Origin of the sequence: Vibrio ulleungensis (assembly GCF_016900875.1) — a bacterium.
Taxonomy (GTDB): domain Bacteria; phylum Pseudomonadota; class Gammaproteobacteria; order Enterobacterales; family Vibrionaceae; genus Vibrio; species Vibrio ulleungensis.
The window spans coordinates 99,163-124,658 of record NZ_JAFEUM010000003.1 but is presented as its reverse complement, the minus strand read 5'-3'; the positions used below and the strand labels follow the sequence as shown (position 1 = coordinate 124,658).

At 44.6% G+C, this 25,496-nt stretch carries 25 protein-coding genes and 1 tRNA gene; 10 read left to right on the top strand and 16 right to left on the bottom strand.

Annotated elements, in window-relative coordinates:
* Positions 1-67: 67 nt before the first annotated feature.
* The 3 genes from rne to JQC93_RS09165 all read left to right on the top strand — a co-directional run bounded on the left by rne (position 68) and on the right by JQC93_RS09165 (position 5,220).
* Positions 68-3,100 carry a ribonuclease E gene (rne, locus tag JQC93_RS09175; protein WP_205158154.1) on the top strand — a complete coding sequence of 1,011 codons (3,033 nt, stop codon included), beginning with the start codon at positions 68-70 and terminating at the stop codon, positions 3,098-3,100.
* A gap of 159 nt (positions 3,101-3,259) precedes the next feature.
* Complete coding sequence (locus JQC93_RS09170; protein ID WP_205158153.1) at positions 3,260-4,819, top strand: SulP family inorganic anion transporter; 1,560 nt, start codon at positions 3,260-3,262, stop codon at positions 4,817-4,819.
* 212 nt (positions 4,820-5,031) lie between these two features.
* Positions 5,032-5,220 (top strand): hypothetical protein, encoded by a 189-nt coding sequence (locus JQC93_RS09165; RefSeq protein WP_205158152.1) that lies wholly within the window; start codon positions 5,032-5,034, stop codon positions 5,218-5,220.
* Between the two features lie 47 nt (positions 5,221-5,267).
* Here JQC93_RS09165 and JQC93_RS09160 read toward each other — a convergent pair whose 3' ends face one another.
* The gene (locus JQC93_RS09160) at positions 5,268-5,714 is read right to left on the bottom strand and encodes a methyltransferase family protein (RefSeq protein ID WP_205158151.1); all 447 of its coding nucleotides are present in this window, start codon (positions 5,712-5,714) and stop codon (positions 5,268-5,270) included.
* A gap of 211 nt (positions 5,715-5,925) precedes the next feature.
* Here JQC93_RS09160 and JQC93_RS09155 point away from each other — a divergent pair, with 211 nt between their 5' ends.
* Positions 5,926-6,978: a potassium channel family protein gene (locus JQC93_RS09155; protein ID WP_205158150.1), complete on the top strand. Its 1,053-nt coding sequence runs from the start codon at positions 5,926-5,928 to the stop codon at positions 6,976-6,978.
* 141 nt (positions 6,979-7,119) lie between these two features.
* On the opposite strand, the gene JQC93_RS09150 is transcribed toward JQC93_RS09155, so the two are convergent.
* On the bottom strand, positions 7,120-8,490 hold the full coding sequence (locus tag JQC93_RS09150) for an MATE family efflux transporter (protein ID WP_328833542.1): 1,371 nt from the start codon (positions 8,488-8,490) through the stop codon (positions 7,120-7,122).
* Between the two features lies 1 nt (position 8,491).
* Entirely contained in the window at positions 8,492-9,577 is a 1,086-nt protein-coding gene (locus JQC93_RS09145; RefSeq protein WP_205158149.1) for a phosphotransferase enzyme family protein, read from the bottom strand.
* Between the two features lie 282 nt (positions 9,578-9,859).
* Between JQC93_RS09145 and JQC93_RS09140 the strand changes: the two genes are divergently transcribed.
* Positions 9,860-10,897: an OmpA family protein gene (locus JQC93_RS09140; RefSeq protein ID WP_205158148.1), complete on the top strand. Its 1,038-nt coding sequence runs from the start codon at positions 9,860-9,862 to the stop codon at positions 10,895-10,897.
* Positions 10,898-10,930: 33 nt separating this feature from the next.
* Here JQC93_RS09140 and JQC93_RS09135 read toward each other — a convergent pair whose 3' ends face one another.
* Positions 10,931-11,227 carry a hypothetical protein gene (locus tag JQC93_RS09135; protein WP_205158147.1) on the bottom strand — a complete coding sequence of 99 codons (297 nt, stop codon included), beginning with the start codon at positions 11,225-11,227 and terminating at the stop codon, positions 10,931-10,933.
* Positions 11,228-11,394: 167 nt separating this feature from the next.
* On the opposite strand from JQC93_RS09135, the gene JQC93_RS09130 reads away from it, so the two are divergent.
* The gene (locus tag JQC93_RS09130) at positions 11,395-12,234 is read left to right on the top strand and encodes an EAL domain-containing protein (protein ID WP_205158446.1); all 840 of its coding nucleotides are present in this window, start codon (positions 11,395-11,397) and stop codon (positions 12,232-12,234) included.
* A 119-nt stretch (positions 12,235-12,353) separates the two neighbouring features.
* A complete protein-coding gene (locus tag JQC93_RS20285; protein ID WP_205158146.1) occupies positions 12,354-13,694 on the top strand; it encodes a pentapeptide repeat-containing protein in 1,341 nt (446 codons plus the stop codon).
* A 373-nt stretch (positions 13,695-14,067) separates the two neighbouring features.
* Here the strand turns inward: JQC93_RS20285 and JQC93_RS09120 are convergent, their stop codons facing one another.
* The 8 genes from JQC93_RS09120 to JQC93_RS20275 form a co-directional block, all read right to left on the bottom strand.
* Positions 14,068-14,466 carry a hypothetical protein gene (locus JQC93_RS09120; RefSeq protein WP_205158145.1) on the bottom strand — a complete coding sequence of 133 codons (399 nt, stop codon included), beginning with the start codon at positions 14,464-14,466 and terminating at the stop codon, positions 14,068-14,070.
* A gap of 272 nt (positions 14,467-14,738) precedes the next feature.
* Entirely contained in the window at positions 14,739-15,395 is a 657-nt protein-coding gene (locus JQC93_RS09115; protein WP_205158144.1) for a hypothetical protein, read from the bottom strand.
* On the bottom strand, positions 15,343-15,726 hold the full coding sequence (locus JQC93_RS09110) for a hypothetical protein (RefSeq protein ID WP_205158143.1): 384 nt from the start codon (positions 15,724-15,726) through the stop codon (positions 15,343-15,345). The genes JQC93_RS09115 and JQC93_RS09110 overlap by 53 nt, the downstream gene beginning before the upstream one ends.
* The gene (locus tag JQC93_RS09105) at positions 15,723-16,346 is read right to left on the bottom strand and encodes an RHS repeat-associated core domain-containing protein (RefSeq protein WP_236009449.1); all 624 of its coding nucleotides are present in this window, start codon (positions 16,344-16,346) and stop codon (positions 15,723-15,725) included. The genes JQC93_RS09110 and JQC93_RS09105 overlap by 4 nt, the downstream gene beginning before the upstream one ends.
* A 328-nt stretch (positions 16,347-16,674) precedes the next feature.
* The gene (locus JQC93_RS09100; RefSeq protein ID WP_205158142.1) at positions 16,675-17,367 is read right to left on the bottom strand and encodes a hypothetical protein; all 693 of its coding nucleotides are present in this window, start codon (positions 17,365-17,367) and stop codon (positions 16,675-16,677) included.
* 459 nt (positions 17,368-17,826) lie between these two features.
* The gene (locus JQC93_RS09095; protein ID WP_236009448.1) at positions 17,827-18,531 is read right to left on the bottom strand and encodes an RHS repeat-associated core domain-containing protein; all 705 of its coding nucleotides are present in this window, start codon (positions 18,529-18,531) and stop codon (positions 17,827-17,829) included.
* Between the two features lie 737 nt (positions 18,532-19,268).
* Complete coding sequence (locus JQC93_RS09090; protein WP_328833541.1) at positions 19,269-20,240, bottom strand: RHS repeat-associated core domain-containing protein; 972 nt, start codon at positions 20,238-20,240, stop codon at positions 19,269-19,271.
* Between the two features lie 15 nt (positions 20,241-20,255).
* Complete coding sequence (locus JQC93_RS20275; protein WP_408068594.1) at positions 20,256-20,462, bottom strand: hypothetical protein; 207 nt, start codon at positions 20,460-20,462, stop codon at positions 20,256-20,258.
* Positions 20,463-20,477: 15 nt separating this feature from the next.
* Between JQC93_RS20275 and JQC93_RS20390 the strand changes: the two genes are divergently transcribed.
* Positions 20,478-20,600: a hypothetical protein gene (locus JQC93_RS20390; protein ID WP_268980161.1), complete on the top strand. Its 123-nt coding sequence runs from the start codon at positions 20,478-20,480 to the stop codon at positions 20,598-20,600.
* Between the two features lie 156 nt (positions 20,601-20,756).
* On the opposite strand, the gene JQC93_RS09085 is transcribed toward JQC93_RS20390, so the two are convergent.
* The 3 genes from JQC93_RS09085 to JQC93_RS20460 are packed head-to-tail and all read right to left on the bottom strand — an operon-like array spanning position 20,757 to position 23,093.
* A complete protein-coding gene (locus JQC93_RS09085) occupies positions 20,757-21,035 on the bottom strand; it encodes a hypothetical protein (RefSeq protein WP_205158141.1) in 279 nt (92 codons plus the stop codon).
* A 9-nt stretch (positions 21,036-21,044) separates the two neighbouring features.
* Positions 21,045-21,569, bottom strand: a complete 525-nt coding sequence (locus JQC93_RS09080; protein ID WP_205158140.1) for a hypothetical protein — start codon at positions 21,567-21,569, stop codon at positions 21,045-21,047.
* A 33-nt stretch (positions 21,570-21,602) separates the two neighbouring features.
* Positions 21,603-23,093 (bottom strand): RHS repeat domain-containing protein, encoded by a 1,491-nt coding sequence (locus JQC93_RS20460; protein WP_205158139.1) that lies wholly within the window; start codon positions 23,091-23,093, stop codon positions 21,603-21,605.
* Between the two features lie 312 nt (positions 23,094-23,405).
* On the opposite strand from JQC93_RS20460, the gene JQC93_RS09070 reads away from it, so the two are divergent.
* Positions 23,406-24,005 carry a Fic/DOC family protein gene (locus JQC93_RS09070; protein WP_205158138.1) on the top strand — a complete coding sequence of 200 codons (600 nt, stop codon included), beginning with the start codon at positions 23,406-23,408 and terminating at the stop codon, positions 24,003-24,005.
* A gap of 340 nt (positions 24,006-24,345) precedes the next feature.
* Here the strand turns inward: JQC93_RS09070 and JQC93_RS09065 are convergent.
* A tRNA-Arg gene (locus JQC93_RS09065) sits at positions 24,346-24,422 on the bottom strand.
* A 199-nt stretch (positions 24,423-24,621) separates the two neighbouring features.
* On the opposite strand from JQC93_RS09065, the gene folD reads away from it, so the two are divergent.
* Positions 24,622-25,476 (top strand): bifunctional methylenetetrahydrofolate dehydrogenase/methenyltetrahydrofolate cyclohydrolase FolD, encoded by an 855-nt coding sequence (gene folD, locus JQC93_RS09060; protein WP_205158137.1) that lies wholly within the window; start codon positions 24,622-24,624, stop codon positions 25,474-25,476.
* Positions 25,477-25,496 lie beyond the last annotated feature (20 nt).

The window sequence follows — 25,496 nt, the reverse complement described above, 5'->3', positions numbered from 1 at the left end:
TGTTAACCGTGGGATCGACACCATCTGAGCAAGACTGTGCGGCGCTTAAAAACGAGATAATTACAAAATGAAAAGAATGCTAATAAACGCAACTCAAAAAGAAGAGTTGCGTGTTGCCCTAGTAGATGGGCAAAAGCTTTTTGATCTGGATATTGAAAGCCCAGGTCATGAATCTAAAAAAGCCAACATCTATAAAGGACGCATCACCCGTATTGAACCAAGTCTAGAAGCCGCATTCGTTGATTACGGTGCTGAAAGACACGGTTTCCTTCCTCTTAAAGAAATTGCAAAAGATTACTTCCCACAAGGATATACCTACCAAGGCCGACCAAGTATCAAAGAGGTACTTAAAGAAGGCCAAGAGGTTATCGTTCAAGTTGAGAAAGAAGAACGTGGTAATAAAGGCGCAGCCTTAACAACCTTCATCTCTCTTGCGGGTAGTTACCTAGTCCTAATGCCTAATAACCCTCGTGCTGGTGGTATTTCTCGTCGTATCGAAGGTGACGAAAGAACCCAGCTTAAAGCGGCTTTAAGCACTCTTGAGCTTCCTCAAGGTATGGGTCTTATTGTTCGTACAGCGGGTGTGGGTAAAAGTGCAGAAGAGCTTGAGTGGGACTTAAACGTTCTACTTAACCACTGGAGCGCAATCAAAGATGCATCAGATGCTAACCAAGCACCGTTTTTGATCCACCAAGAAAGTAACGTTATTGTTCGCGCAATTCGTGACTATTTACGTCGTGATATTGGTGAAATTCTTATCGACAGCAACACCATTTTTGAGCGTGCACAAGCGCACATTCAATTGGTGCGCCCTGACTTTATGAATCGTGTCAAAAAGTACGACGGTGAAGTGCCACTGTTTAGCCACTACCAAATCGAAAGCCAAATTGACTCTGCGTTCCAACGCGAAGTTCGTTTGCCATCTGGTGGTTCAATTGTTATTGACCCAACTGAAGCATTAACCTCTATCGATATTAACTCCGCTCGCGCAACCAAAGGCGGCGATATTGAAGAGACTGCACTCAATACTAACTTAGAAGCCGCTGACGAAATTGCTCGTCAACTGCGCCTTCGTGATCTAGGTGGTCTGGTTGTTATCGACTTTATCGATATGACACCAGTACGTCACCAACGTGAAGTAGAAAATCGCCTACGTGATGCAGTTCGCGTTGACCGCGCACGCGTTCAAATTGGTCGAATTTCACGATTTGGTCTGTTAGAGATGTCACGTCAACGCCTAAGCCCTTCATTGGCTGAAGCGAGCCACCATATCTGTCCTCGTTGTTCAGGTACTGGTGTCGTGCGTGACAATGAGTCATTAGCACTGTCTGTTCTTCGCTTAATTGAAGAAGAAGCTCTAAAAGACAACACCACTCAAGTAATGGCTGTCGTGCCAGTACCTATTGCCTCTTACCTACTCAATGAGAAACGCCGCAGCGTCAATCACATTGAACGTGCGCAAGAAGTGAAGATCACTATTGTACCTAATTCAGATATGGAAACGCCTCATTTCGAAGTGATCCGTATCCGTGACGGTGAAGAGCAGAACATCCTTTCTTACCTTGTGCCGAAGAAACTAGAAGCACTAAAAGAAGCAGAAGCTCGTGAAGCCGGTGAACTTGATCTAGCTCCTAAGAAAATTGAAGAGCCAGCGCTTAAAGGGTTTGCAGCTCCAGCGCAGAACGCACCGGCACCAGCACCTAAACCAGCAGCTACAGTGGCGAAAGCCGAAGAGCCTAAAGCCGCGACTCCTGGACTATTTGCTAAACTAGCCAGCGCGGTATCGTCTTTCTTTGCGTCACCTGAGCCTAAGGTCGAAGAGAAGAAAGAAGAGAAAGAAGAGGCAAAACCACGTTCAAACAATCGTCCACGTCGCGATAACGACAGACGCCGTGGTCAACGTGACAATCGCCGTAACAAGCCACGTAACAACCGCAAAGATCGTGACGATAGTCAACGCGATAATGCGCAGCGTGACAATAAACGCGACGATAAAGCTCAACAACCTCGTCAAGAGAAAGGTCAAAAACCTCGCCAAGAGAAAGGCCAAGATCAACGCCAGGATAAGAGAAAGCCGCGTAAAGAACGTGACAACAAACCGAACACTAAAGTTGCTGAGCAAGGCACCCAAATTGCCGAAGAAGCACAGCAAACTTCAGCAACGGATGCACGTACTTCTCAAGTTAAGCAACGTCGTCAAAAACGTCAGCTTAAGAAGCGTGTACGCGTTAAAGACCAGCAGGCCAATGCCGACACCCAAAAGCTAGATGCGCAGAACGCTGCCGTTGAAGCTGAAGTGAAAGCAAATGTTGAAGCGCCAGAAGTTGCCGCAGAAAACGCAACTGAAGAGAAGCCTCAACAACGTCGCAACCGTCGTACTCCGCGTCACCTGCGTGCGAGCGGACAACGTCGTCGCCGTGGTCGCGATCGTCGCCCTAATCCGTACCGTTTGCGTAAAGGTGGTGTAATGTCACCAGAAATGGCAATGGGTAAAGTATGGCCGAAATTCGACCTACGACCTCGTCGTAAGCCACGCAACGACAAGCAGAAAAATCAATCAACTCAAATCTTAGGTGGTTTCGCTACCCCAGAAATGAGTATGGGTAAAGTGATTATCCTTTCAAATACAATCGCTAAGGTAGAAGCACCGGTAATTGAAACTCCTGTAGTAGCACCGGTAGTCGACACTGTTGAAGCTCCAGTAACCGAAGCACCAGTAGTAGATGCACCTGCTGTTGAAGCGCCGGTTGTTGACGTCGCTGAGGCTGAAGCACCAGCAGTTGAAACACCTGCTGTGGAAGAAGCACCTGTTGTTGAGGTTGTTAAAGAAACACAACCAGAGCCGGCTGTTGAAGCCAGCACCGAACCAGCTGCTCCTGTTGAGCAAGCGCCAAAAGTGGCAACTGCACCAGCGCAAGCGGGTGTTAAAGCCAAAGGTCATGCAAGTTCTAGCATGACTAAAGCGCCTGGCCCATCTGAGTTGCAGACCATTACGGTCAAAGCTGCTGAGTTCAGACAAGAACGTTATCAAGCTAAAGGCGCTGGAGCTATGGCAGCCACCAGTCAATCTACAGCAAGCATGGCGAAAACAGCTGAATAATTGCAAAAGTAATTAACATTAAAGGCACTCAAATGAGTGCCTTTTTTTTGTCACATGGTTTAGTTACCCTCAATATGCGATTGATTCTTGAACTTAGTCATTAAACTGGGTACGATTCGCCCTCATTTTGACCCCAATTTTTGGTAACAAAGAATTACAATGTTTGAATTTCCTCAGATTTCGTCTCATTCTGCCAAGAATGATATCTTATCGGGCCTTACCGTCGCTTTAGCACTTGTGCCTGAAGCTGTCGCCTTTGCCTTTGTTGCAGGCGTCGATCCTATGATTGGCCTGTATGCTGCGTTTATAGTTGGTCTTGTTACTTCGATCTTCGGTGGTCGCCCTGGCATGATTTCTGGTGCGACAGGTGCAATGGCTGTTGTCATGGTGTCTCTTGTCGCTGACCACGGCGTGCAATACTTATTCGCGGCAATTATGTTGGCGGGTGCAATTCAAATATCAGCTGGTTTGCTCAAACTAGGTAAGTTTATCCGTATTGTTCCACACCCAGTAATGATTGGCTTTGTTAACGGCCTTGCGATAGTAATTTTCCTAGCCCAACTCGGTCAATTTAAAGCGCCTGATGTTAATGGTGTACTTACATGGCTACCAACACCAGAGCTTATACTGATGCTAGGTCTCGTTGCAGTCACTATGGGTATCATTCACTTTTTACCAAAACTCACTACTGCGGTACCGTCGTCACTTGTGGCGATCGTGTTCGTTACCTTGGTGGTTCAAATTCTTGGTCTAGAAACTCAAACCGTTGTCGACTTCTTAAGAGCGATGTCTGGTGATGCGTCAGCCACATTGGCGGGCACGCTACCGAGCTTCTCTGTTCCAGCGGTACCGTTTAACCTAGAAACACTGAAAATTATCTTGCCATACGCAATCATCCTGGCTGCAATTGGTTTGATTGAATCGCTACTGACACTGACCGTGTTAGACGAAATGACCAATACTCGTGGACAAAGTAACCGCGAATGTGTCGGCCAAGGTATGGCAAACATGACCTGTTCAGTATTCGGTGCCATGGGCGGTTGTGCCATGATTGGTCAATCGATGATTAACGTCAACTCTGGCGGTCGTGGTCGTCTATCTGGCATTGTTGCTGCATTAGCGCTTCTGTTCTTCATCTTGTTCGCCTCTAGCCTAATCGAAATGATCCCATTAGCAGCGCTGATCGGTGTTATGTTTATGGTGGTGATTGGTACCTTTGAGTGGGCAACATTCAAACTTGCTCGTCGCGTACCTAAGAAAGACTTCTTTGTGATTGTTCTCGTCACTGTGGTGACTGTCCTGACGGATCTCGCCATTGCGGTTCTTGTTGGTGTTATTGTTTCGGCCCTAATGTTCGCATGGGACCACGCAAAACACATTTACACCAGCAGTAGCATCAATGAAGAAGGGTCAAAAGTGTACCGAATTCACGGTCCAATTTTCTTTGGTTCTGCAGCCAACTTCTTAGAGCTGTTCGATGCAGAAAATGACCCTGTTAATGTAATCGTTGATTTTGCTGAGTCACGCGTTACCGATCACTCGGCCATTGAAGCTATCGAGACCATTGCAGAGCGCTACTCTAGCAAAGGTAAAACGCTTCATCTTCGCCACCTAAGCCCAGATTGCCGCGCTCTACTCCACAAAGCAGGCAGCTTAGTTGAGATCAACGTAAAAGAAGATCCAAGCTACAAAGTAGCAACCGACGTGTTAGCAGGCTAATACACTCGGCCATCATGTTATAAAAGCCCACGATATCGTGGGCTTTTTTCATTCCTTTCGCCTACGACCAAAGTCTACCTTGACACGACTTTTTAACGATCTCTTTACACAAGAGACATAAAATTGATCTAAATCAACATTGCCCACAGTAATTTTAAGGTAATTTGGTGGTGTTAATAAGACGTAACGTAAAGGTTACCAAGGAGGAGAGTATGGAACTAAAACAGGACCCACGTTGTTATACAGACGTTTGCGTCGATGGCCTTTGGTATCATTATGATCACTGTGGAACTCGCGCCTATGTATTAAGAGGCGGTTCATCACCCGAGATTAATTTTTCTAGCGAGCCTAAGACCGAACAAGAGCTCATTGAACTCATTAAGTCTACCCCGATTAAATAACTAAAATGCCCGGTATTTACCGGGCATTTTGTTGATTGTATTACCGACTAAACCCATCGCCTAACGCTTAGACAGTACGACTCATAACTTTTACCAAATTTTCTTTTAAGTACTTGCTCTTCTGGCATGATTTGAAATCTCGTGATGTAACCAATATATACCCCAACTGAGATCCAGCCCCACGCACTAACAAAGACAAGACACCAAGCAATCAACACACACAGCATCGACAAATACATCGGGTTTCGAGTAAAGGCGTACACTCCCTCTACAACCAATGTAACGGTATGTTCTGCTTTATTGGGGTGGATAGTTGTGTTTGCGCGTTTGAACGCCATAACGGCCTCTAACGCGATATATACACCAATAATAACCAGTAAACATACCACCAATAGGGTGCTGGTTTGCAATTGATACTTAAAATCGACCATCCAAGCAGCCAAAAGACCACATAACCCCATTACGACAGGCGGTGGGATAAATACATTGCGCATCGAGTACTCCCTCACAAAGTCCGATCCTATGCTAACACTTTGATAAATTAATCAAACAGTCGAATGTTACCATTTTATAACAATCGTCTAATGGCTATACTAGGACAAGGCATTGATTGAGTTCTACAAGCAGTGGATGCCTCACAATAGGGAACAGCACCCTCTTTAGGTCCAAGGAGCACTAAATGACAGATCAACGTTTGGGCAATAGATGAAGCATCACAACACCTTTACTCAACGGTTATTTTGGTGGTGGGATAAATATCTGTCTCAATACGCTCTCGCCATGGCAAACGCTAATGCCTTCCTGCTAGTGTTGATATACTCAATCGTCGTGTACATCGGTTACCGCCTCACTGGAGAGCATGCTTTAACCGAAGAGTTTATTGATTTTATCTATTTTCTTGCGGTTACGGGCTCAACGGTTGGCTATGGTGATATGTCACCTCAAACCAATGCCGGGCAACTCTTTACCGCGTTTTTTGTGATCCCACTGTCTTTGGCACTGTTTGGTCTAATCATTGGTAAAGTCCTTAGTGCACTGTCTGCACTGTGGTACCGTCAATTTAAAGGAAAACACCACGTGAACCTGTCTAATCACATTGTTGTCATTGGTTACAATCGCGAACGCACTCCGCATCTGGTTCAGATGTTAAAACGAGAAGAAAAGCAGCGCCAAATAGTATTGATTAGCGTTGAACAGCAGCAAAATCCACTTCCAGAACAAGTCGAATTTATCAACGTTCATGGTTTTACCGATGTTGAGGACTTGGAGCGGGCAAACATTGAACAAGCTTCCTGTTTGGTCGTAGATACTGACACAGACGAAATGACACTAACTATTGCGCTATTTGTCGCGCAAATGAACCCCAGCGCTCACTTGGTGGCGCATTTTATCGATGACGTAAAATGCCAAATTTTGAGTGCGCACTGCCCCAACTCAGAGTGTATTTCCAACTTGTCGACGGAACTGTTAGCCAAATCTGTAATGGATTTTGGTAGCAGCTTAGTGCATTCGGAACTAGTGTCTGCGCATAAGGGACAAACCCAATACAGCATTCAAGTGCCAAAAGAGTGCTCGACCTTCCCACTCAAGGCTCTGTTTTTAACTTTTAAGCAAGATTTTGAAGCGACCATTATCGGAGTGCGAGACGCGCAAGGCGAAGTCCACATCAATCAAAGATTAGACCAACCGATCCATGGCGGTGACACATTGTTTTATATTGCCGACGAACGTATAGAGTTTAAGCAGTGGCCAGAATAAGGCCACTGTAATCTATCACTGAAATGAGTCTCATCTTCCCAAACTTTTGGTTATCTCCTGGGTGCACTTTTCCGTGCATGATTAAAATCCCCTAGCTCTATTAGTCGTAAAAACTGAATGGATTACAATCATGTCACGATACTACACCAGTGTCTGAATCCAAGCGTTTTGCTTCATCCGTCTGACAAACAAATACGACTTAAACACTTCCTCTAACGAGATCCCAATAAAGGCGCCTATCAAGCCATAATCGAGCACAATCCCCAACAAAAATGATGCAGGTGCACCAACAACAGCAAAACTTATTAGAGTTATATTCATCACAGCCTTTGCATCACCGCCCGCCCTCAACAACCCTGGAATCACCGAGTTTACAGCAGTAAAAAACAGTGACACTGCCAATATCCAAATACAGATCCGCGCCAATCGATGCGTTTCTTCTTGGATGTTATATAGGCTAAGCAACGAATCGGACAGCGCAATTAATAACACCACAGGTATCAGCATCACCACGACACCCGTAGCAATCGCACTCACCGCACTGGCTTTCGCTAAGCGGTACTTTCCGGCCCCTAACAACTGGCCAATACGAATAGCCGTTGCTTGACCAATTCCTCCGACCGGCAGTAAAAACAAGCTCTTAAAGGTTCGTACAATGGTGTACCCAGTAAACGCAATCGCACCAATGGCGTTCATTAAAACGGTATAGAAAACCCGTGCCCCTTGCCAATAAAACCCATCAACTGTGGATGGGTAACCCAGTGTTATCACTTTTTTTAGTTCAGCTGTGTTAGGAGTAAATATCGCCTTCAAACCGAAACGATTTGCCAATAGATACAGCAATACCCCGCACTGGCCTGCACTCGCTAATAGGGTCGCAATGGCAGCTCCGCGCAGTCCCATGGGTGGAAACAACGGCTCCGTTATCCCTGGTATTGCGAGACCAAAGATAAACACGTAATTCCCGACAAAGTTGACGACATTGAACGTCACTGCGACTTTAACTGGTGTTCGGGTGTCACCGGTTGCATTAAACGTTGCCGCCACCATTTGAGACACCAACATCAATGGGATCGCGAAAGCCACAGCAGAAAGATACAATGACGCGGTAGAAGGCACTTCGCTCCATTGGTCACTGGGTTTTAGAAAATCCGTGGTGAGTAAGGCCACCAGCTCTGCAGAATAAAAGTAAACGATGGCACCTAACGCCACTCCACACAGTGCAGCAGACACAATAACGCTTCCTGCCACTTGTATCGCTTTAACCGACTGATGAGCTCCGCTGTATTGTGATATAAGGATGCTTCCACCTGTCGACAGAGCAGCAAACAGCAAAAAACTAAAGGTCAACAACTGCTGAGAATTACCCAAACCAGAGATCGCGACTTCACCTAACTGGCCAATCATAAGCGCGTCGACAAACCCCATTAAGGTAAACAGAAACCCTTGGATCATGATTGGTAAGGCTAAACTTACAATCGGCTTGGACAAACGGTAATACGTTGAAATCACCTTATTCCCCTAGCTCTTGCAGCACAGTTTCGATAGCATTCGATACTAGTAGCGTTTGTTTCTCAACCAGTTCAAGCTCGCGAGTAAACCATTCAACATGCCCTTTGCATTCCTCTTCGCTATTGTCTAACGAGAAAAATCGAGAAATATACATTGGTACTGCCTGCACAAATAGCCCGATAAGACGCAATTCATCAGCTGGAAGAGGTAAGGTTTTTCTGTAGTGCTCAATAATGACTCGCCAATTATCCTGCAAAATCTCTGATGCTAGCTCTGCGCTTTCATCGAACTCCCCCGCATCCAACTGCTGAGTCGAAAATCGATGGCGCAACTGCTGGTAATAGAAAATCTGGCTGGTCCAATAGACGTCGCCTAAACGATAGTCGAGACGAGAAAAGTCAAAATCTATGAGCTGTGTATAGTGCTCATTCGCATCGTAAAACAGATTAAAGCAGTGCATATCACCATGGATATAGCACCGTTTCAATGGTGTAAGATCAACGGCATCCATCTGTTGTTGTAGCGCAAGCGCGCTCGATCTTAACTTGGGAACCAGAGCTAACATCGCCGCCGATTTCTCGCCATCGGAGCGTCGCAATTGAGCCTCAAGATTAGTCAGCCAAGTCATATAAGCATCCACATCAAGCGTCTGCATCTGTAAATTAGGATGAGGCTCATTAAAGCTTTGCATCGCCTTATGGAACGTCGCTAATGCGCCAGCAGTCTGCGGTCTAAAGCGAAGTTTATTAGGCTCAGACCATGTGATAGTGCGATCAGGGATATATTCTGTCATTACGTAAATATGCCCGCTGAACTCGACATATTGACGACCGTCTTTTGTCGGGATCACTTTTGGCGTTGGGCATTGATGTGCATTTAGGTGATCAATTAACGCTATTTCATTTTCGACGAGCTGAACTGTATTGCGCTTAAAGCAATTTTTAAGCACAACTTTCCCTTGCTCCGTAGTGATCACAAAAACTTCATTTGCCATTCCGAAGAAGCTGAGCGACACTTCTTGTACTGGTGGAATATCATATTGCCACAACACAAATTGCAGGCGACGTTGGACGGGTTCCGATCCCATGAGCTTTCCTTTTGGTTATTTTTATAGAACTTAATACTATCAACCCCTTCTCTCTACATACTGTGAATCGCCTCTCATCCGCTTGCAACATGCTCATTTTCGAAAGAAAATCTTAAACCGTCTTACAGTCTGTAATCTTATCTCATGCTTAAGACTCAATATCATTGTCATAAAACTGTAGTAAACAGTACCGCTCAATTTATTTACAATCTCCTTACACATATCACTGATCCGATGTCTATTTTGGCGTGATAGTAGCCACACTATGAAAAGGAAGTCTCTATGAATAAATCCACGATCGCTGTAGTAACCCTTGCGCTAAGCCAAGGTTTATTGATCCAAGTAGCCCAAGCTGATGAACCAGGATACCTAGGTGCACGTCTGGGTTACTCAGAATTAAGCAGTAGTGCCTGTTCTTTGGACGCGCCTTGTGATGATGGCAGTTTGGGAGGTGGTATTTACGGTGGATATAATTTCAATCAATACGTTGCGCTAGAAGCTGGGCTTGACCTACTTGGCGACTTTGAGACAAACCTAGGTGCAGATACAACAGGTGATGCGTTCATGAAAGCCATCACTTTGGCGCCAAAGTTTACTTACCCAATCAGTCAAGAGTTTGATATTTTTGCCAAAATTGGTGGCGCATACATGAACTACGATGGCGATAGCGATGTGGTACCGACCGGCTCGTTGGGGTTAGAATACCAATTAACCAAAGGCTTAAATGCTCGCCTTGAGTATCAACGTTATCAAGACTTTACCGACACTATCGTCAAAGATCTTGATGTAAACTTCTTTGGCCTCGGACTGACCTACTTATTTGGTTCTCCAGAGCCAGAGACGATGAACGAGTCTGAAGCTCGTCCTGTCTCAGAAGCACCTGCACCACAACCCGCCGCTGAGCCTGTAGTCACAACTGTAGCTGCAACAACGGCAGCCGCGACAGAGATTGGTAAAAAACAACAGAACCAACTGTTTGACCAAGGCACCTTCGAAAGCGGAAGCGCCAAACTGTCGGATCAAGGCATGGAAAGCCTCAAGCCATTGCGCGATCTGCTAGCTGCACATCCAATGGCTAGAGCTGAAATCGTGGGACACACCGATTCAGGTGGCTCAGAAGAATACAACCAAGCCTTGTCGGAAGCACGCGCTCAAGCCGTGGCTGACTTCTTAGTTGAAGGTGGCGTGAGTCGTGAGCAGCTAATTGTTGAAGGTGACGGTGAGCTATTCCCTATTGCCACCAACGAAACCGAAGAAGGTCGCGCTCAAAACCGACGTGTAGAAGTGACTATTCCTAGCTTTGAATACGACGAAATCTAAAGCAACATCTAAAGCTCACTGATTAAACACCAGCTATTTAACTCTAAGTAGCTGGTGTTTTTGGTTACCCACATGCCAAACCAATACGCCAGAACGCGGCATCGTTTGTACCTGTTGCAACATTGACGATGAATACCCTTTTTTGACCATCCATTGAAGCGGCTCTTTGAATTGGTCTTCATCAATAACAAAGGTATCGCTGGTACCAACCTCTGGCTTGATGGTGACAACCCATAACCTTGATTGGTGCTCAGACAGCTCACGCATGCCTTGCTTTAGTTTCGTTATTAGTGGCTGAACATTTGCATTAAATTGCCTAAATAGCGACACTCTCGACCCCTTTTCTATGTCTATGAATGGGCAAACTGCTGTCGATAGTAGTGCGGGTGACGATCTTGATCAATCTTTTGGTGGTTAACTAGTAAAGCATTCACCGCGTGAATTGTTTGAACATTAATCATACGATAAAATATAGTATGACATACTGATAATAACCTATACACCATGAAAGCCCTTCCTCTTGGTCTAATCTGCATTGGTTTCATGCTTCTTGCCAAAAGCGTGCGCCCTCAACTCACAAACTGCATATCGCCATTCAACAGCAGCATTTTGCGATACATTATCAGCCCATAGTGAACAAAGACCATCATTCATTGTATGGGGTAGAAGCCTTGATCCGTTGGCAAGATACCGATGGTCAGTATATTTCGCCGGACGTATTCATTGGCATCGCTGAGCAATCGAACCTAATGAGGGACATCACTCAATGGGTTCTTCATCGAGTAGTATCTGATATCCCGCAGATGAAAAAACATGGATTTGTTGGGGCTGTTCACGTCAACCTATCAGCCAATTATTTTCGAGATGACCTGTTGGTCAATTTACTCGACCAATGGGTGTCACAAGGCCGAATCTCACCAGATTGCCTTGTGTTCGAAGTGACGGAAAGCGCTATGTTAGTCGATATTGAAAACGTCAAAAGAGTCATGCTTGCGTTGGGCGAAATCGGGTTTAAGTTCAGTATTGATGACTTTGGCACCGGATTTTCTTCGCTAAGCCTACTGCGAGAACTTCCTGTGCATCAAATTAAAATCGACCGTAGTTTTGTCAACAACATGGATACTTTGCCTGCCAATTATACCATTGTGGAGTCAGCCATATTCCTAAGCAAGGGATTTCAATGCTCGGTAGTGGCCGAAGGTGTTGAAACCCAGTCAATCAATGATAAGTTAGTGGAGATGGATTGCGACCATTTGCAAGGTTACCTACATGGGCGACCTCAACCGTTGACCGAACACATTCGCGCATCTATCGAACGAGGATTGATGTCCGCTTAACACTCAACAATACCGCTTACTTAATCGCATAAACACGCATCTCTCAAACAGCGCCAACTTGCCACTTGTTTCACTTCGCGTCTATGCTCTAATCATCATGGATGATATAGACAAAGCTCGTGTCGCCAGATAAGCCTACGCAACACGATGCGAAACACCCCCCCAGTCGCTGGAGCCGACAACTTTTGCAACGAGCAACAAGCTTGGTTGCACTGCTGAGTGCGTTTTACTTTTTTGACTATGCATTGTTTGACGTAAGTGAATGGCGATTGCAACAGAGCGACTACATCACAGAGCTACTTAAAAAATGGCAAGATTTAGTCAACCACCCTAATAAGCTGGTGCAACTGGCATTATGCCTGATGCTCTTCGTTGTCGGGATTAAAGGGTTCATTCTGCCTACCATAAAAAGCGTTGTTCAAAATACACCAGGTGTGATTGGTCATTTTTCCACTACCTACTATTCGCAAATACAAAAGATTCAGTCTTGGTTTTCAACGGGAGCCGACGTCATCGAAAAAGGCTCGATGTGGTTACTGCTGGTCTCACTGATTTTTTATCTGTTCAATGACAGAGAATCAAGCGCCATCACGACCGCTTGGGAAACCATCGACCGCGCTCAAGGAAAGTGGGGAGATTTAGGCAGACGAGAGGCTCTGAGCACTCTCATTGACTACGATGTCAGCCTTATCGGGATTGACCTAAGCTATTCCTCGCTCAGTGGGCTCACTTTTGATGACGAGCACGACAATTACGATGTTGACCCTGATCGTCCTTTTTTAGATTTGGTTAGCCTCAGCCATTCAGACATTAGTTTTGCGTCATTTCCGTGCGTGTTTATGCGCCAAGCAAACCTACAACATGCTGTGTTGAGCGGTACCCGCTTTACCGGTGCCGATCTGCGAGACACACTTTTTACAGGCAGTGACTTTGGTGGCAGCCCAATAGAGGCACAACACTATATGATCACCGATTTCAGTTTTGCTGACTTACGAGGTGCCAACCTTGGTGATCTCCCCGTAACAGCAACTCACCCGCCATCACCGTACATCAAATACTTATCTAGTATTCAGCCACAAGGTGCTTGGTTACTAGGTGCAGACTTACGAGGCGCGGTCGTCGGCAAGAAAGTCTTAGGGTTATCGGAGCCTGCCACACCAACGCAGCTCAATTTTGCATTAGAAAACCTAAAAACGTTTGCGCAGTGGGATCAGCACACCGTATTTCCAACCATCATTCGCAATCAACTTACCTATTGGCAGTCGCAAGAAGAAACACTAGAAGCAAAGAAACGCCGTTGGCAACACTTGGTCGCCCTGTATCAAGCAAGCTTTGGGGAAGAACGAGCCAAAAGACTGTTGAGCTATGTTGAATTGAGTAGCAATAACTCACAGCAACTCAATCGTCAATTTGACAGCATCAGCGACTTCGCTTGCCGACGGCTCGATGATGTTTTTTAGTAGTCAAACTGTACAGGCAGTGTATTTAGTGGCTGAAACGACAAAGCCCCGACAACTCATTGAGCTATCGGGGCTTTGTATAATATGGCACGCCCTGAAGGATTAGTGCCGCGATTTCATTACTTTATATAAACGTTCACCAAAGTTTATTTCGTTATAATAATCAACGACTAACAATCACTTAACCCTTCACAACGATTTCTATGCTTTTCTAAATATATACTGAATTTTAGCTCATTGGCGTCACCTAGGCGTCACCAAATTACCATGCAAATGGTCATCAACGGGGCTGGTTCTTGTCGACTGTGGTAAACATAGTTCAAAAAGGTCTGTCATGGCTTGGCCATGACCCCGTATATAATTAACCCTAACTTCACTTATCTGAAAAATAGGTCTGATACTCAGTGTGAACATTCAGATAGTTAAACAAAACCCTATTTTCATGGTTTAAATAGGTTTGAACCCTAAGAAAGGCTGCGCCTTCATTGTAGTTTAGAGCAAAATATGCCACTCGAACTCGCTCGCTAATTTCATTAACTTTTATAAGATCGTAGTCAATGACATCCCCATAATACTTTTCGATAGCAGTCAAAGTATTTACAAAAGGTGTAACATCAACAGTATTCGGCATGGGCCAGTGTTCTTCTATTCCCTTTGTCCCCTTATCAACATAGACTTCAAGTGCTTTGTTGATAATTAAAACCTCACTTTCTTGCGTTGCGTGCACCATTGGCGTGAATAGCAATAACAACACAAACATTTTCTTTAGCAAAATAAAAATACCTATTTATTATATTCTGTTCAAATGAACGGCTAAAATCACTCACAATTTCCGAAGCTGTAATTACCTCCGTCGTAGTCTCAACCGAATCCTGGCAGGCGGTGACCGTCGATTTCGGTTAGCTGAATGGCGTGGTAATGCTATAAAGGTCTAACGGCCTAGAGTAAATAAGAAGGCTAGCCTCATAACTAAAAGCAAGACTAGACCCCGTATTGATTCTTATTCATTTAAAAACCTAGCTTGAGACTGTATTTTTAAGTGTCTCACCACATAAATAAGTAACCTTCTATTAGTTTTGTCAAGCTTGAGTCAGCTTCACTAATACTTTTAAGCCTCGCATATATATAATCACCACCAATGGTATGTAAAGATGAAAGTGCAAACTCTACCAGGGTAATGTTTTCATGCTGAGCTACAAAAGTTAGCAACTGGTCAATTGAGTCTTTATCTTTAATGACTGCAATAGCATTTATTGCTTCCATTACTTCTATAACGTCGTTGCTTTTAAGGAAGTCGAATGTATATAGCTTTAGGCTCTCTTTACTTTCATTAATGGATTCGAGTTCTATTCTTCCAACTGAAGCAAGTAAGAATACATTCTTATTTCTGTCAACATAACGATTATCGAGAGTATCCATACATTGCTCAATATTTTTGTAATCCTCAACAAGTAAATCATTAGAATATATAGTATTTAATACTCTTGTAACTGAAGCAACCTCGTAGGTTCTCCTTTGAACCCCATTTAAAAACTCCGAAATCTTCCCTTGCTCTATTTTTTGCTGACTTTCATAACGAATAACGTCGCATAAACCTTCCGATGATGAAGCATTAAATGACAATAACGTAACAAAAACGACAAGAGGATTACCTACCCGGCAGCGGATAACTAACTTCAATCTCTTCAGTGCTTCTATCAACCCACTCATTATACTTAGACACCTCTAACGTTATTGTGTTGACCTTTGTTTCTTTACCTATTGGAAGTGACTCCACCTCACCATCACCATCTATATCCATATCCTCATAGTAGACATTTCTTGTTTTTGAAATAGTTACTTCCTGATACTCAGTTTTCTCTACATATGAAAAAACAACCAATTTTACTTTTTGATCTAACGATGCGCCAAAAATACTTTTACCACCAATTGGGGAATCACCAGGCAATCCCGCACCTAAATTTACTTCAGGATCTGAATACTTTGGTAAAGCAATCGCGATTTCAAGTGGACCAAAGTAAACCGGCTTCACATCTGTGTACGAAAAAATCGTTCTTTCTTCATCACAGATGCCATAAAAATCAATTGTCGGGATCCTAGAACACAACCCCAAGGATCAACCCACTTCAACGGATTCCCACTCACATACCCATAACTCATCCGCTGACTTGGGTCGGATAGCAATTGTGTGGTATTCAACCCAGTAAAACGCATCAACTCATGCTGTATCTCCACTGGCAAATGCGTATTGCGCAAGTTCCAATAATCCGGCTGCACAAATCGGTGCGTATGAGGATTGTACCAACGCGCATCCATGTGTACGAGTCCAGTGCTGCCTTCTGTGTACTTGCCCGTATATTGATACGGTACCAGTTGACCTAACTGATGGTTGGCGTTCACCGTGCTGTTGGCTTTCCAGAACGTTTGGTCGTTGTGCTTTCTAAACACCTCACCAAATGGGCTGTAGCCTAAGCGCATTGCTTGGGTATTACCACTGTCTAGTGCAAGAACCGTTGAGCCTTGGCGGTCATGATGCATGTATAGGTGGCTAATGTCCGCGCCCTTGGTGCCACTGGCTTTTAGATAGCTCGATTGAGTGTCATACAGCGCTTGATGTAGCACTTGCCCATACCCATTTTGCTCTGGCAGCAAGGTGAGGCTTCTAAACGCTTTGCCTGCTTCAAACTGCGCTTGCTCTTGGCGGCCGTCGTATTGACTGACAAGCGTCTGTGGTGCTTCGAGTCCATCGTCCGTTAGGCGATTACGTTCGGTGGTGATGCGCCGCGAACGGCTGTCGTAGCCATAGTTAACGAAGGTGCCGTTTAGTCATGCGACCAAGGGCATCGTGACTATAGTGTTGAGCGCCCTGACTGCTGTCGACAAACAGTAAATGGCCGTTGTCGTCATAGGGGTACCCGAAGCACTGGCTGTCGCTGCTGCAGGCGCCGTATTGCTTGCAACGTCAAGTGTCGCCTTTTGCTTACTCAGGTATACTTTGCTGATAGTAATTAAACATGACAACTTTCCAGGCGCCATCACTTTCATAAAAGCCAAAGCTCAAAATAACTGTCCCTCCTTCAAACCTCGCAACGTAATTGTTCACCATCAACCAACTGTAACCTTGATAGTTGATGTAATGATGAGTACCAAGATATTCATTACTTAGATAGTTACCCAACTGAGACTCAATATCATCTGACGCTTCATATATACCTTCTTTCATTTCTACGACTTTGACCACATCGTCACTCAAATTTCTATTGAGAAATACCCCTACAATTATTGGCTCGACCAAACTAGAAACAGTGGTCACTACCTTTTGATTATCAACATGAAAATTTGCCATCCTTATGACAAACTCCTTGAAGTTGGTTTTCAATGTCGGGATGTCAATCTCTCTGTCACTTTGAGTAGAGTAGGTAACCGTATAACTCACTCTACTCGAGTTCAAAGAATAGTCATACCCAATTTCAACTGCATCAAAATTGCTACTACTCAAACCCTCAATGTTTGAGATTAGGTAACTACTGTCGTAACCGAGCAACTCCTTAACTAAAGCAAGATTTTTTTCCTGAGATTGGTAAACATCAATATCAATTAACTGAACGTGTTGTTTCTCAACAATACAGCCACAAAGAAAAACAATAGAGATTAAGACCACTGCAAATCTCAAAATAAGCTCCTTCAAACTCACCCAACTGCACTTGAGTGTAACCTCCACTCGCGAACGAAATCGCTACTGCTTCGTCCCGAGTACTCACATAGCTTACATATTTATAATCCCTAATATTATTATTCAACTTTCCCCTTTAGTAACAATTCGCTCCAGATATAGGCCAGGTACTAGGTATAGAAGTATGAGCAAACCAACATTGACATCTCCCTCCATATAGTGAAACGCAGCGAAACTATAGACATTGATCCCCTGTAACAACCATTGAGCACTTCTAAATTTTTCGAGCTTGTTCCATTCCTTAGATTTAGGGTAGCGGCCAAGCCAAACACTTAAAACTATCAAGAAAACTGTTATGAAACCTACGTAGGGGACAAAACTAACGCTATATGTACTCAAAATAATGATGAACCAGTACCCAAGAAACCATGGATGTTTGTATATAGTACTTTTCATAACTTATCTCACTGTACATACTTGAAAATTTGGCTTTTGCCCCACTAAAGGAGGAGAATAAATTGGAGAGGCGTATTCATTGTTGTCAGGTTCAAATATGGAGAACACACTGAAAGTGTTATTGAGATTACTAACACTTTCTAAGATTGGATCAACACTCTTAAACTTGCCCGCGGCAACCTCAGTGATAATTGAAATAGTCGGTGAAACAAAAGAATCTGAGTTATTTTCATCTGAATAATCCCATGCAGAAGCCGCAAAAGATAGTGTTATGCTCGCGGTTCCAGAAATAGGGGCTGTTACTACTGCAGCAGCTTTCAGAGTTGCTTTTTGTTCCGATTCATCCCAAGTATTGTAATCTTCTATTGAATCCTCGTTAGTATTCTTTGCCATAATCCCATCGGTAGAAATTGGTGCTGACTTGCCATAACTATCAAACTCTGAGTTTACGACAATTGCTTTAGGCCTAGCCTCAGGATCCCAATGATTCGAACTCAACCCCCAAGGATCCACAAACCTCAGCGGATTCCCACTCACATACCCATAACTCATCTGCTGACTTGGGTCGGATAACAACTGAGAGGTATTCAACCCAGTAAAACGCATCAACTCATGCTTTATCTCCACCGGCAAATGCGTGTTTCTAAGGTTCCAATAATCCGGCTGCACAAATCGGTGCGTATGAGGATTGTACCAACGCGCATCCATGTGCACGAGTCCCGTGCTGCCTTCTGTGTATTTGCCCCTTTCTTTTAAGGAATAGTTGATACGGTACCAGTTGACCTAACTGATGATTGGCATTCACTGTGCTGTTGGCTTTCCAGAACGTTTGGTCGTTGTGTTTTCTAAACACCTCACCAAGTGGGCTGTATTCTAAGCACATGGCTTGGGTGTTAGCACTGTCTAGAGCAAGGTTAGTGGAGCCTTACCTATCTTGGTACAGATACAGATTACTGATCTCTGCGCCTTTGTCACCACTGGCTTTTAGGATAAAAAGACACACACCAATAATTTGGTGTGTCTCGTTCAATTCTGGCACTACATGATTGAGTATAATGCTCCACCTATATGTGACTAATAGATGCTAAGGTTCCCATTGCGTATCAGAACCAATAGCCTTATCGTAACGATATACACTATAAAATCCGATGAAAAGACCAGACAAAATGCCGCATAAGGTTGGTAAGATAAAATAAATTTTAACCGACAAACTACCAAGTATATTTAAAGTCACAAAGTAAAAAAGAAACCTTCGATCAAATTTAAATAAGTACTTAATTTCATCCCTAAAGAAATTGACAGAAAGAAATAGTGCAAATATTACACCAGCATATGCTCTACCCTCCCCTGTAACCAACGAATAAATTGAAAGTACTAGGCAGGGACAAACAAGCATAATCTGAGCATTCAAAGTAACTCTATAATATCTGGGGCTTGCAATTTTTTTAGTCATTCCTAGCGGCTTCTCCATATATAAAATTCGACACTTGAGTTGCTGCATCAAACCCAATTTGTACTGGTCTAGGGGCAATAGGGGCTAATTGGTTACCTACATATCTTAAAGATTCCGCACTAATTAAACCAACATTAGCAGCACCATTTGGGTTAGAACTAGCGGTCCAATCAACGGCACTAACGCTTATACCTGTTAAAGACGATATAGCTGCAAGTGCACCCGCAGCCCACCCTGTCGGTGCAACAACTACTGCAACAGTGGCAGCGTATCCAATTCGCTCAGACGAAACTCGCCCAATGTCAATAAATGTGCCTAAAACATTGTCACTAAACTCTTCATCAATTCTTAGCTGCTCTGCGTTAACCCAAGCATTGATATTTTCCTCAAGTACCCGAATGGTTTCTTCCTTACTTACAACACCATCGGTTTCGACTGGCAAACACAATCCCCAAGGATCTACCCACGTCAACGGATTCCCACTCACATACCCATAACTCATCTGCTGACTTGGGTCGGATAGCAACTGAGAGGTATTCAACCCAGTAAAACGCATCAACTCATGCTGTATCTCCACCGGCAAATGCGTGTTTCTAAGGTTCCAATAATCTGGCTGCACAAATCGGTGCGTATGAGGATTGTACCAACGCGCATCCATATGCACCAACCCGGTACTGCCTTCTGTGTACTTGCCCGTATATTGATAAGGGACCAGTTGACCTAACTGATGGTTGGCGTTCACTGTGCTGTTGGCTTTCCAGAACGTTTGGTCGTTGTGTTTTCTAAACATCTCGCCAAATGGGCTGTAGCCTAAGCGCATGGCTTGGGTGTTACCGCTGTCTAGTGCAAGAACCGTTGAGCCTTGGCGGTCATGATGCATGTATAGGTGGCTAATGTCCGCGCCCTTGGTGCCACTGGCTTTTAGATAGCTCGACTTCGTATCATAATGGGCTTGATGCAGCACTTGCCCATACCCGTTTTATTCAGGCAGCAAGGTCAGGTTTCTGAACGCTTTGCCGGCTTCAAACTGCGCTTGCTCTTGGCGGCCGTCGTATTGACTGACAAGCGTCTGTGGTGCTTCGAGTCCATCGTCCGTTAGGCGATTACGTTCGGTAGTGATGCGGCGTGAGCGGCTGTCGTAGCCATAGCTCACAAAGGTACCGTTAGGGCAATACACGTGCGTCATGCGGCCAAGGGCGTCATGACTGTAGTGTTGAGTGCCCTGACTGCTGTTAGCAGACAGTACATAGCCGTTGTCGTCATAGCGGTACTCAAACTATGGCTGTCGGTACCGTCACTGTCGCTGCTGCAAGCGCCGTCGTAGTCACAACCGAAACCTGGCAGGCGGTGGCCGTCGAATCCGGTTAGTTGATTGGCGTGGTGATAAACGGGTTCAAGTCAGTTCCAAATGAAAAAAAACCTAGTTGCATGAAAAAAGGCAAGGCTTGACCCCGTATACGTTTACAAGCCCTTTATTTCGCTATTGCTTTTTTAATAAGAAATATGAAATATAACCGCCTAAAACTGGAATAAAAACACTCATCAGAATAATTAAACTCCGACTTTTCAAGCCCTTATCTTTAACAGCAATTAGTACCGGCAATATTATCAGCATTACAACAAAGACAACCATAGCCACTAACAAAAGCATAGAAACGACTTCATTTTCTCCCAAACCAGGAGACAGGTAATATATTGCGTTAGCGATAAAGAAAACCACAATTAGCCCCCAAACGGAAACTCTAAGAAATTTAATCAAAACCCTTCCCTATTCAGATACTTCAGCAAACAACAACCCACCAACTGCAATCGACCATTCATTATTTTCAGATTTGAAGTTCCCAATTGAGAATGCGCTACTACTATCCTCTACTTCAACCCTATTTTCATCTGGATTTGAAGGGTGGTAGTGATAAGTTGTTTTTTCTCCATTGGCTTCAATGCCACTATTAAGTACAGAGAAACCTACAGACCCGAAAGATAACTCTATGTCGATTCCCTGCTCTGTTTCATCTTTTGTCAACACACTTGCAATTTTGATGCTCGGAGTAGTCAAGTCTAAATGTGCACCTGGTGTTTTAACCGTAACCTTTGCTCCTAAAATGAATCCTGTTTTAAATGTAGGTGAACTTAACCCATCGTAAGGGTTATTGAACTCCCTGAATAATCCTTCTTGCGCTACAGCGCCATTCAAATAAAATTCTAGTGATGAACCAGCAGAAACTATTGATTTGACAGGTTCAACTAAATAGAACTCCGGCAAACACAAACCCCAAGGGTCAACAAACTTCAACGGATTCCCACGCACATACCCATAACTCATCTGCTAGCTTGGGTCGGATAACAACTGAGACGTATTCAGCCCAGTAAAACGCATCAACTCATGCTGAATCTCCACCGGCAAATGCGTGTTTCTAAGGTTCCAATAATCCGGCTGCACAAATCGGTGCGTATGCGGATTGTACCAACGCGCATCCATTTGCACGAATCCGGTGCTGCCTTCTGTGTACTTGCCCGTATATTGATATGGTACCAGTTGACCTAACTGATGGTTGGCGTTCACTGTGCTGTTGGCTTTCCAGAACGTTTGGTCGTTGTGTTTTCTAAACACCTCACCAAATGGGCTGTAGCCTAAGCGCATGGCTTGGGTGTTACCACTGTCTAGTGCAAGAACCGTTGAGCCTTGGCGGTCATGATGCATGTATAGGTGGCTAATGTCCGCGCCCTTGGTACCACTGGCTTTTAGATAGCTCGATTGAGTGTCATACAGCGCTTGATGGAGCACCCGCCCATACCCATTTTGCTCTGGCAATAAGGTAAGGCTTCTAAACGCTTTGCCTGCTTCAAACTGCGCTTGCTCTTGGCGGCCGTCGTATTGGCTGACAAGCGTCTGTGGTGCTTCGAGTCCATCGTCCGTTAGGCGATTACGTTCGGTGGTGATGCGCCGCGAACGGCTGTCGTAGCCGTAGTTAACGAAGGTGCCGTTCGGGTTAGCCACCTGCGTCATGCGGCCCAGTGGGTCGTGGTCATAGCGCTGTGTACCTTGGTTACTGTCTATGGCTAACAGATACCCGTTGTCGTCGTATTGATAGTCGAATAACTGGCTATCTGCATCATCGCTGTCACTGCTGCAAGCTCCGTCATAATCACAGCCAAAGCCAGGCAACCGATGCCCATCAAACGCGGTGAGTTGATTAGCACGGTTGTACTCGTAGCCATAGCGATGACTCTTCGTAGACTTCTCTTTTAGGTTGCCGACGGCGTCCCACTCGTACTCAATGTCGTCGTTTTTAGGGTAGTTAGCGCCAATCAATCGATTAAGTGCGTCGTACTCAAAACTGGCCCATTGGTCACGGGTTTTTGCGCCATAACGATTTTGGTGGGTGAGGTTGCCTGACTCGTCATAACGATAGTCAAACTGCTCGACAAGCCCCCAATTACGCCACTTCTTGCCTTTAAGTTCTTGCGCTTCAATGGTGATGCTGGCAACGCGTCCAAGTTCATCATAACCAATATTACGGCGACTGCGGTTTGGGTAGAGTATGCTGTCTAGTTGACCATCATCGTTATAAGTTAGAGTAAAGCTCTCCACCAACTTGTTATTACGAATGCGATGCACGTATTCAATTTGACCTGCCTCATCTCGTTGGTATTCAACACGGTCGCTGCCGGTCATTTGGGCGCCAGTTCTTAAGTTACGAGCATCATAAGCATAACTAAAAGACTGCCCTAATGTATGGTTAGTAACGGTGGTCAGGTTACCTGCACCATCGTAGTCATAGCTCTCTTCCAAAGTCGCGTTGTGAATACGTTGCAAGCGACCGGCACCATCATAGCGCCATTGGTCTTCAACCCGCTGCCCCTGATGTTGATAACTTGCAAACGTAAGGTTGCCGCGTTCATCGTAGTCATTGACATTTATGAGTAAATGACAGCCTTACAGTTGTGATATACAATTTAACTATCATTAAGAGAAGGAAAGCTGAGATGTCACCCGTTTCCAATTCAAAACAGCGAAAAAGCAAGTTCACTCCTAGCCTTGAAAATTTTCGAACAAGTTTGAGCTACGAGGGACTTAGCCTCAAATCGAAAGCAAAAACTCAAACCATCGCAGATTTAAAACGAAAGTATGCGAGATAAATACGGTGCAGGGCATGACAAGTACTGCTATCCAAATACAGATATTCTTATCAACAAGCTGAATATTCATGACTCAGATCTTCTAGCGGAAGCCGAGACTGCTTTCACCGCCCAAAGATACCTAGAATATTCCAGCAATGTTACCGATCTTAATCAGTTAGATTTTCATCACTTTAAGTCCTTACACCATCACTTATTTCAAGACCTATTTGATTGGGCGGGACAAGTTCGTGAAGTAGACATATCCAAGGGCAACACTCGCTTCTGCAATATTTCTAGAATTGAGCCTGAAGCAAATAAACTATTTAACTCAATTCCACAACTGGCTAATCAGCCCCAAGCCGATTTAATAACTGCGTTAGCTGACTTGTTTTGTGAATTAAACCTGCTTCATCCATTTAGAGAGGGAAATGGGCGTACACTTAGGTTTTTCTTTGAAGAACTGCTCTTTATCCTTGGTTACAACATTCAATGGCCACAAATCTCACAGCAAGATTGGATCGACGCAAATATATCGGGTGTAATGCTAAATTTAACGCCGCTGACTAACATATTTGAAGCAGCAATTTTCATTGATAAACCACAGTAAGCCCAACATTATTAACTCATTTCTGGGCATGGACGAGTTAACGGTATCCGCACGAACCTGTTCTAGATAAAAACGTTCTAGCGTTCCATCACAGTCTGAACTCAATGAGTCATAAACGATCAGCGTATAATACCAACCAAAGCAATTAACTGGTCATTCTTGCCTGTTAAAATCTATTGTTCTTCAACAGCGATAAGCTAGAACTACCAATAAACTCACACAAATAGTTCTACAACGAACTAAGTCAAACGAGAAAATGCTGCTGGCGGCGTCACCGAGGCGTCACCAAAACGACAAAGCCCCGACAACTCATTGAGCTATCGGGGCTTTTTAGAATGAATGGCACGCCCTGAAGGATTCGAACCTTCGACCACCTCCTTAGAAGGGAGGTGCTCTATCCAGCTGAGCTAAGGGCGCGCGATAAAATGGATTATACGAGTTAAAAGAGGTAAATCAATGGCTTTATTTGTAGAATTGGCTTGAATGACCAAAAAAGAGCCATGCTAGAATTTATTGCTAATAATTCAAACAATGCAAACGTTTGCGCTGTGGTATTGTGCTGCTAATTCTGTGATAATGCGCTCGTTTTTTCGAAAGCCACTAGTTAAGGAAAACCATGTCTGCTCAAAACATTGATGGTAAATTAATTTCTCAGACCGTTCGCTCAGAAGTCGCAGCTCGTGTGAAAGCGCGTACTGAGGCCGGACTGCGCGCCCCAGGTCTTGCCGTTGTATTAGTGGGAGAAGATCCTGCATCAGAAGTGTATGTAGGCAGCAAACGCCGCGCCTGCGAAGAAGTGGGCTTTTTGTCTAAGTCGTATGATTTACCAGCAACCACCTCTCAGCAGCAGTTACTCGAAATCATCGATGCGTTAAATGCTGATGACGAGATTGACGGTATTTTGGTGCAGCTACCACTGCCTGCGGGTATTGACGCCACCGTGGTTCTTGAACACATTGTGCCAGAAAAAGATGTGGATGGATTTCACCCTTATAACGTAGGCCGTCTTGCACAACGCATTCCAAAACTTCGCTCGTGCACGCCCAAAGGGATCATCACGCTGCTGGATCGCTACAACATCCCTACCCATGGCGCTCACGCTGTGATTGTGGGTGCGTCGAACATCGTTGGTCGACCGATGACTCTTGAGCTCTTGCTAGCAGGTTGTACAACGACCACCTGTCATCGATTTACCAAAGATTTGGAAAGCCACGTACGTCAGGCCGATATTGTCGTCGTCGCCGTTGGCAAACCAAATTTCATTCCTGGAAACTGGATCAAATCGGGCGCTGTGGTTATCGATGTTGGCATCAACCGTATGGATAATGGCAAGTTAGTGGGTGACGTTGACTATGAAGTTGCCAAGCAAAATGCCGCCTACATTACGCCTGTACCTGGCGGCGTGGGTCCGATGACAGTAGCAACGCTGATTGAAAATACCATGATGGCTTGCGAGCAATTTGGTAAGTAAAACGCCTTTCAATCAAACGA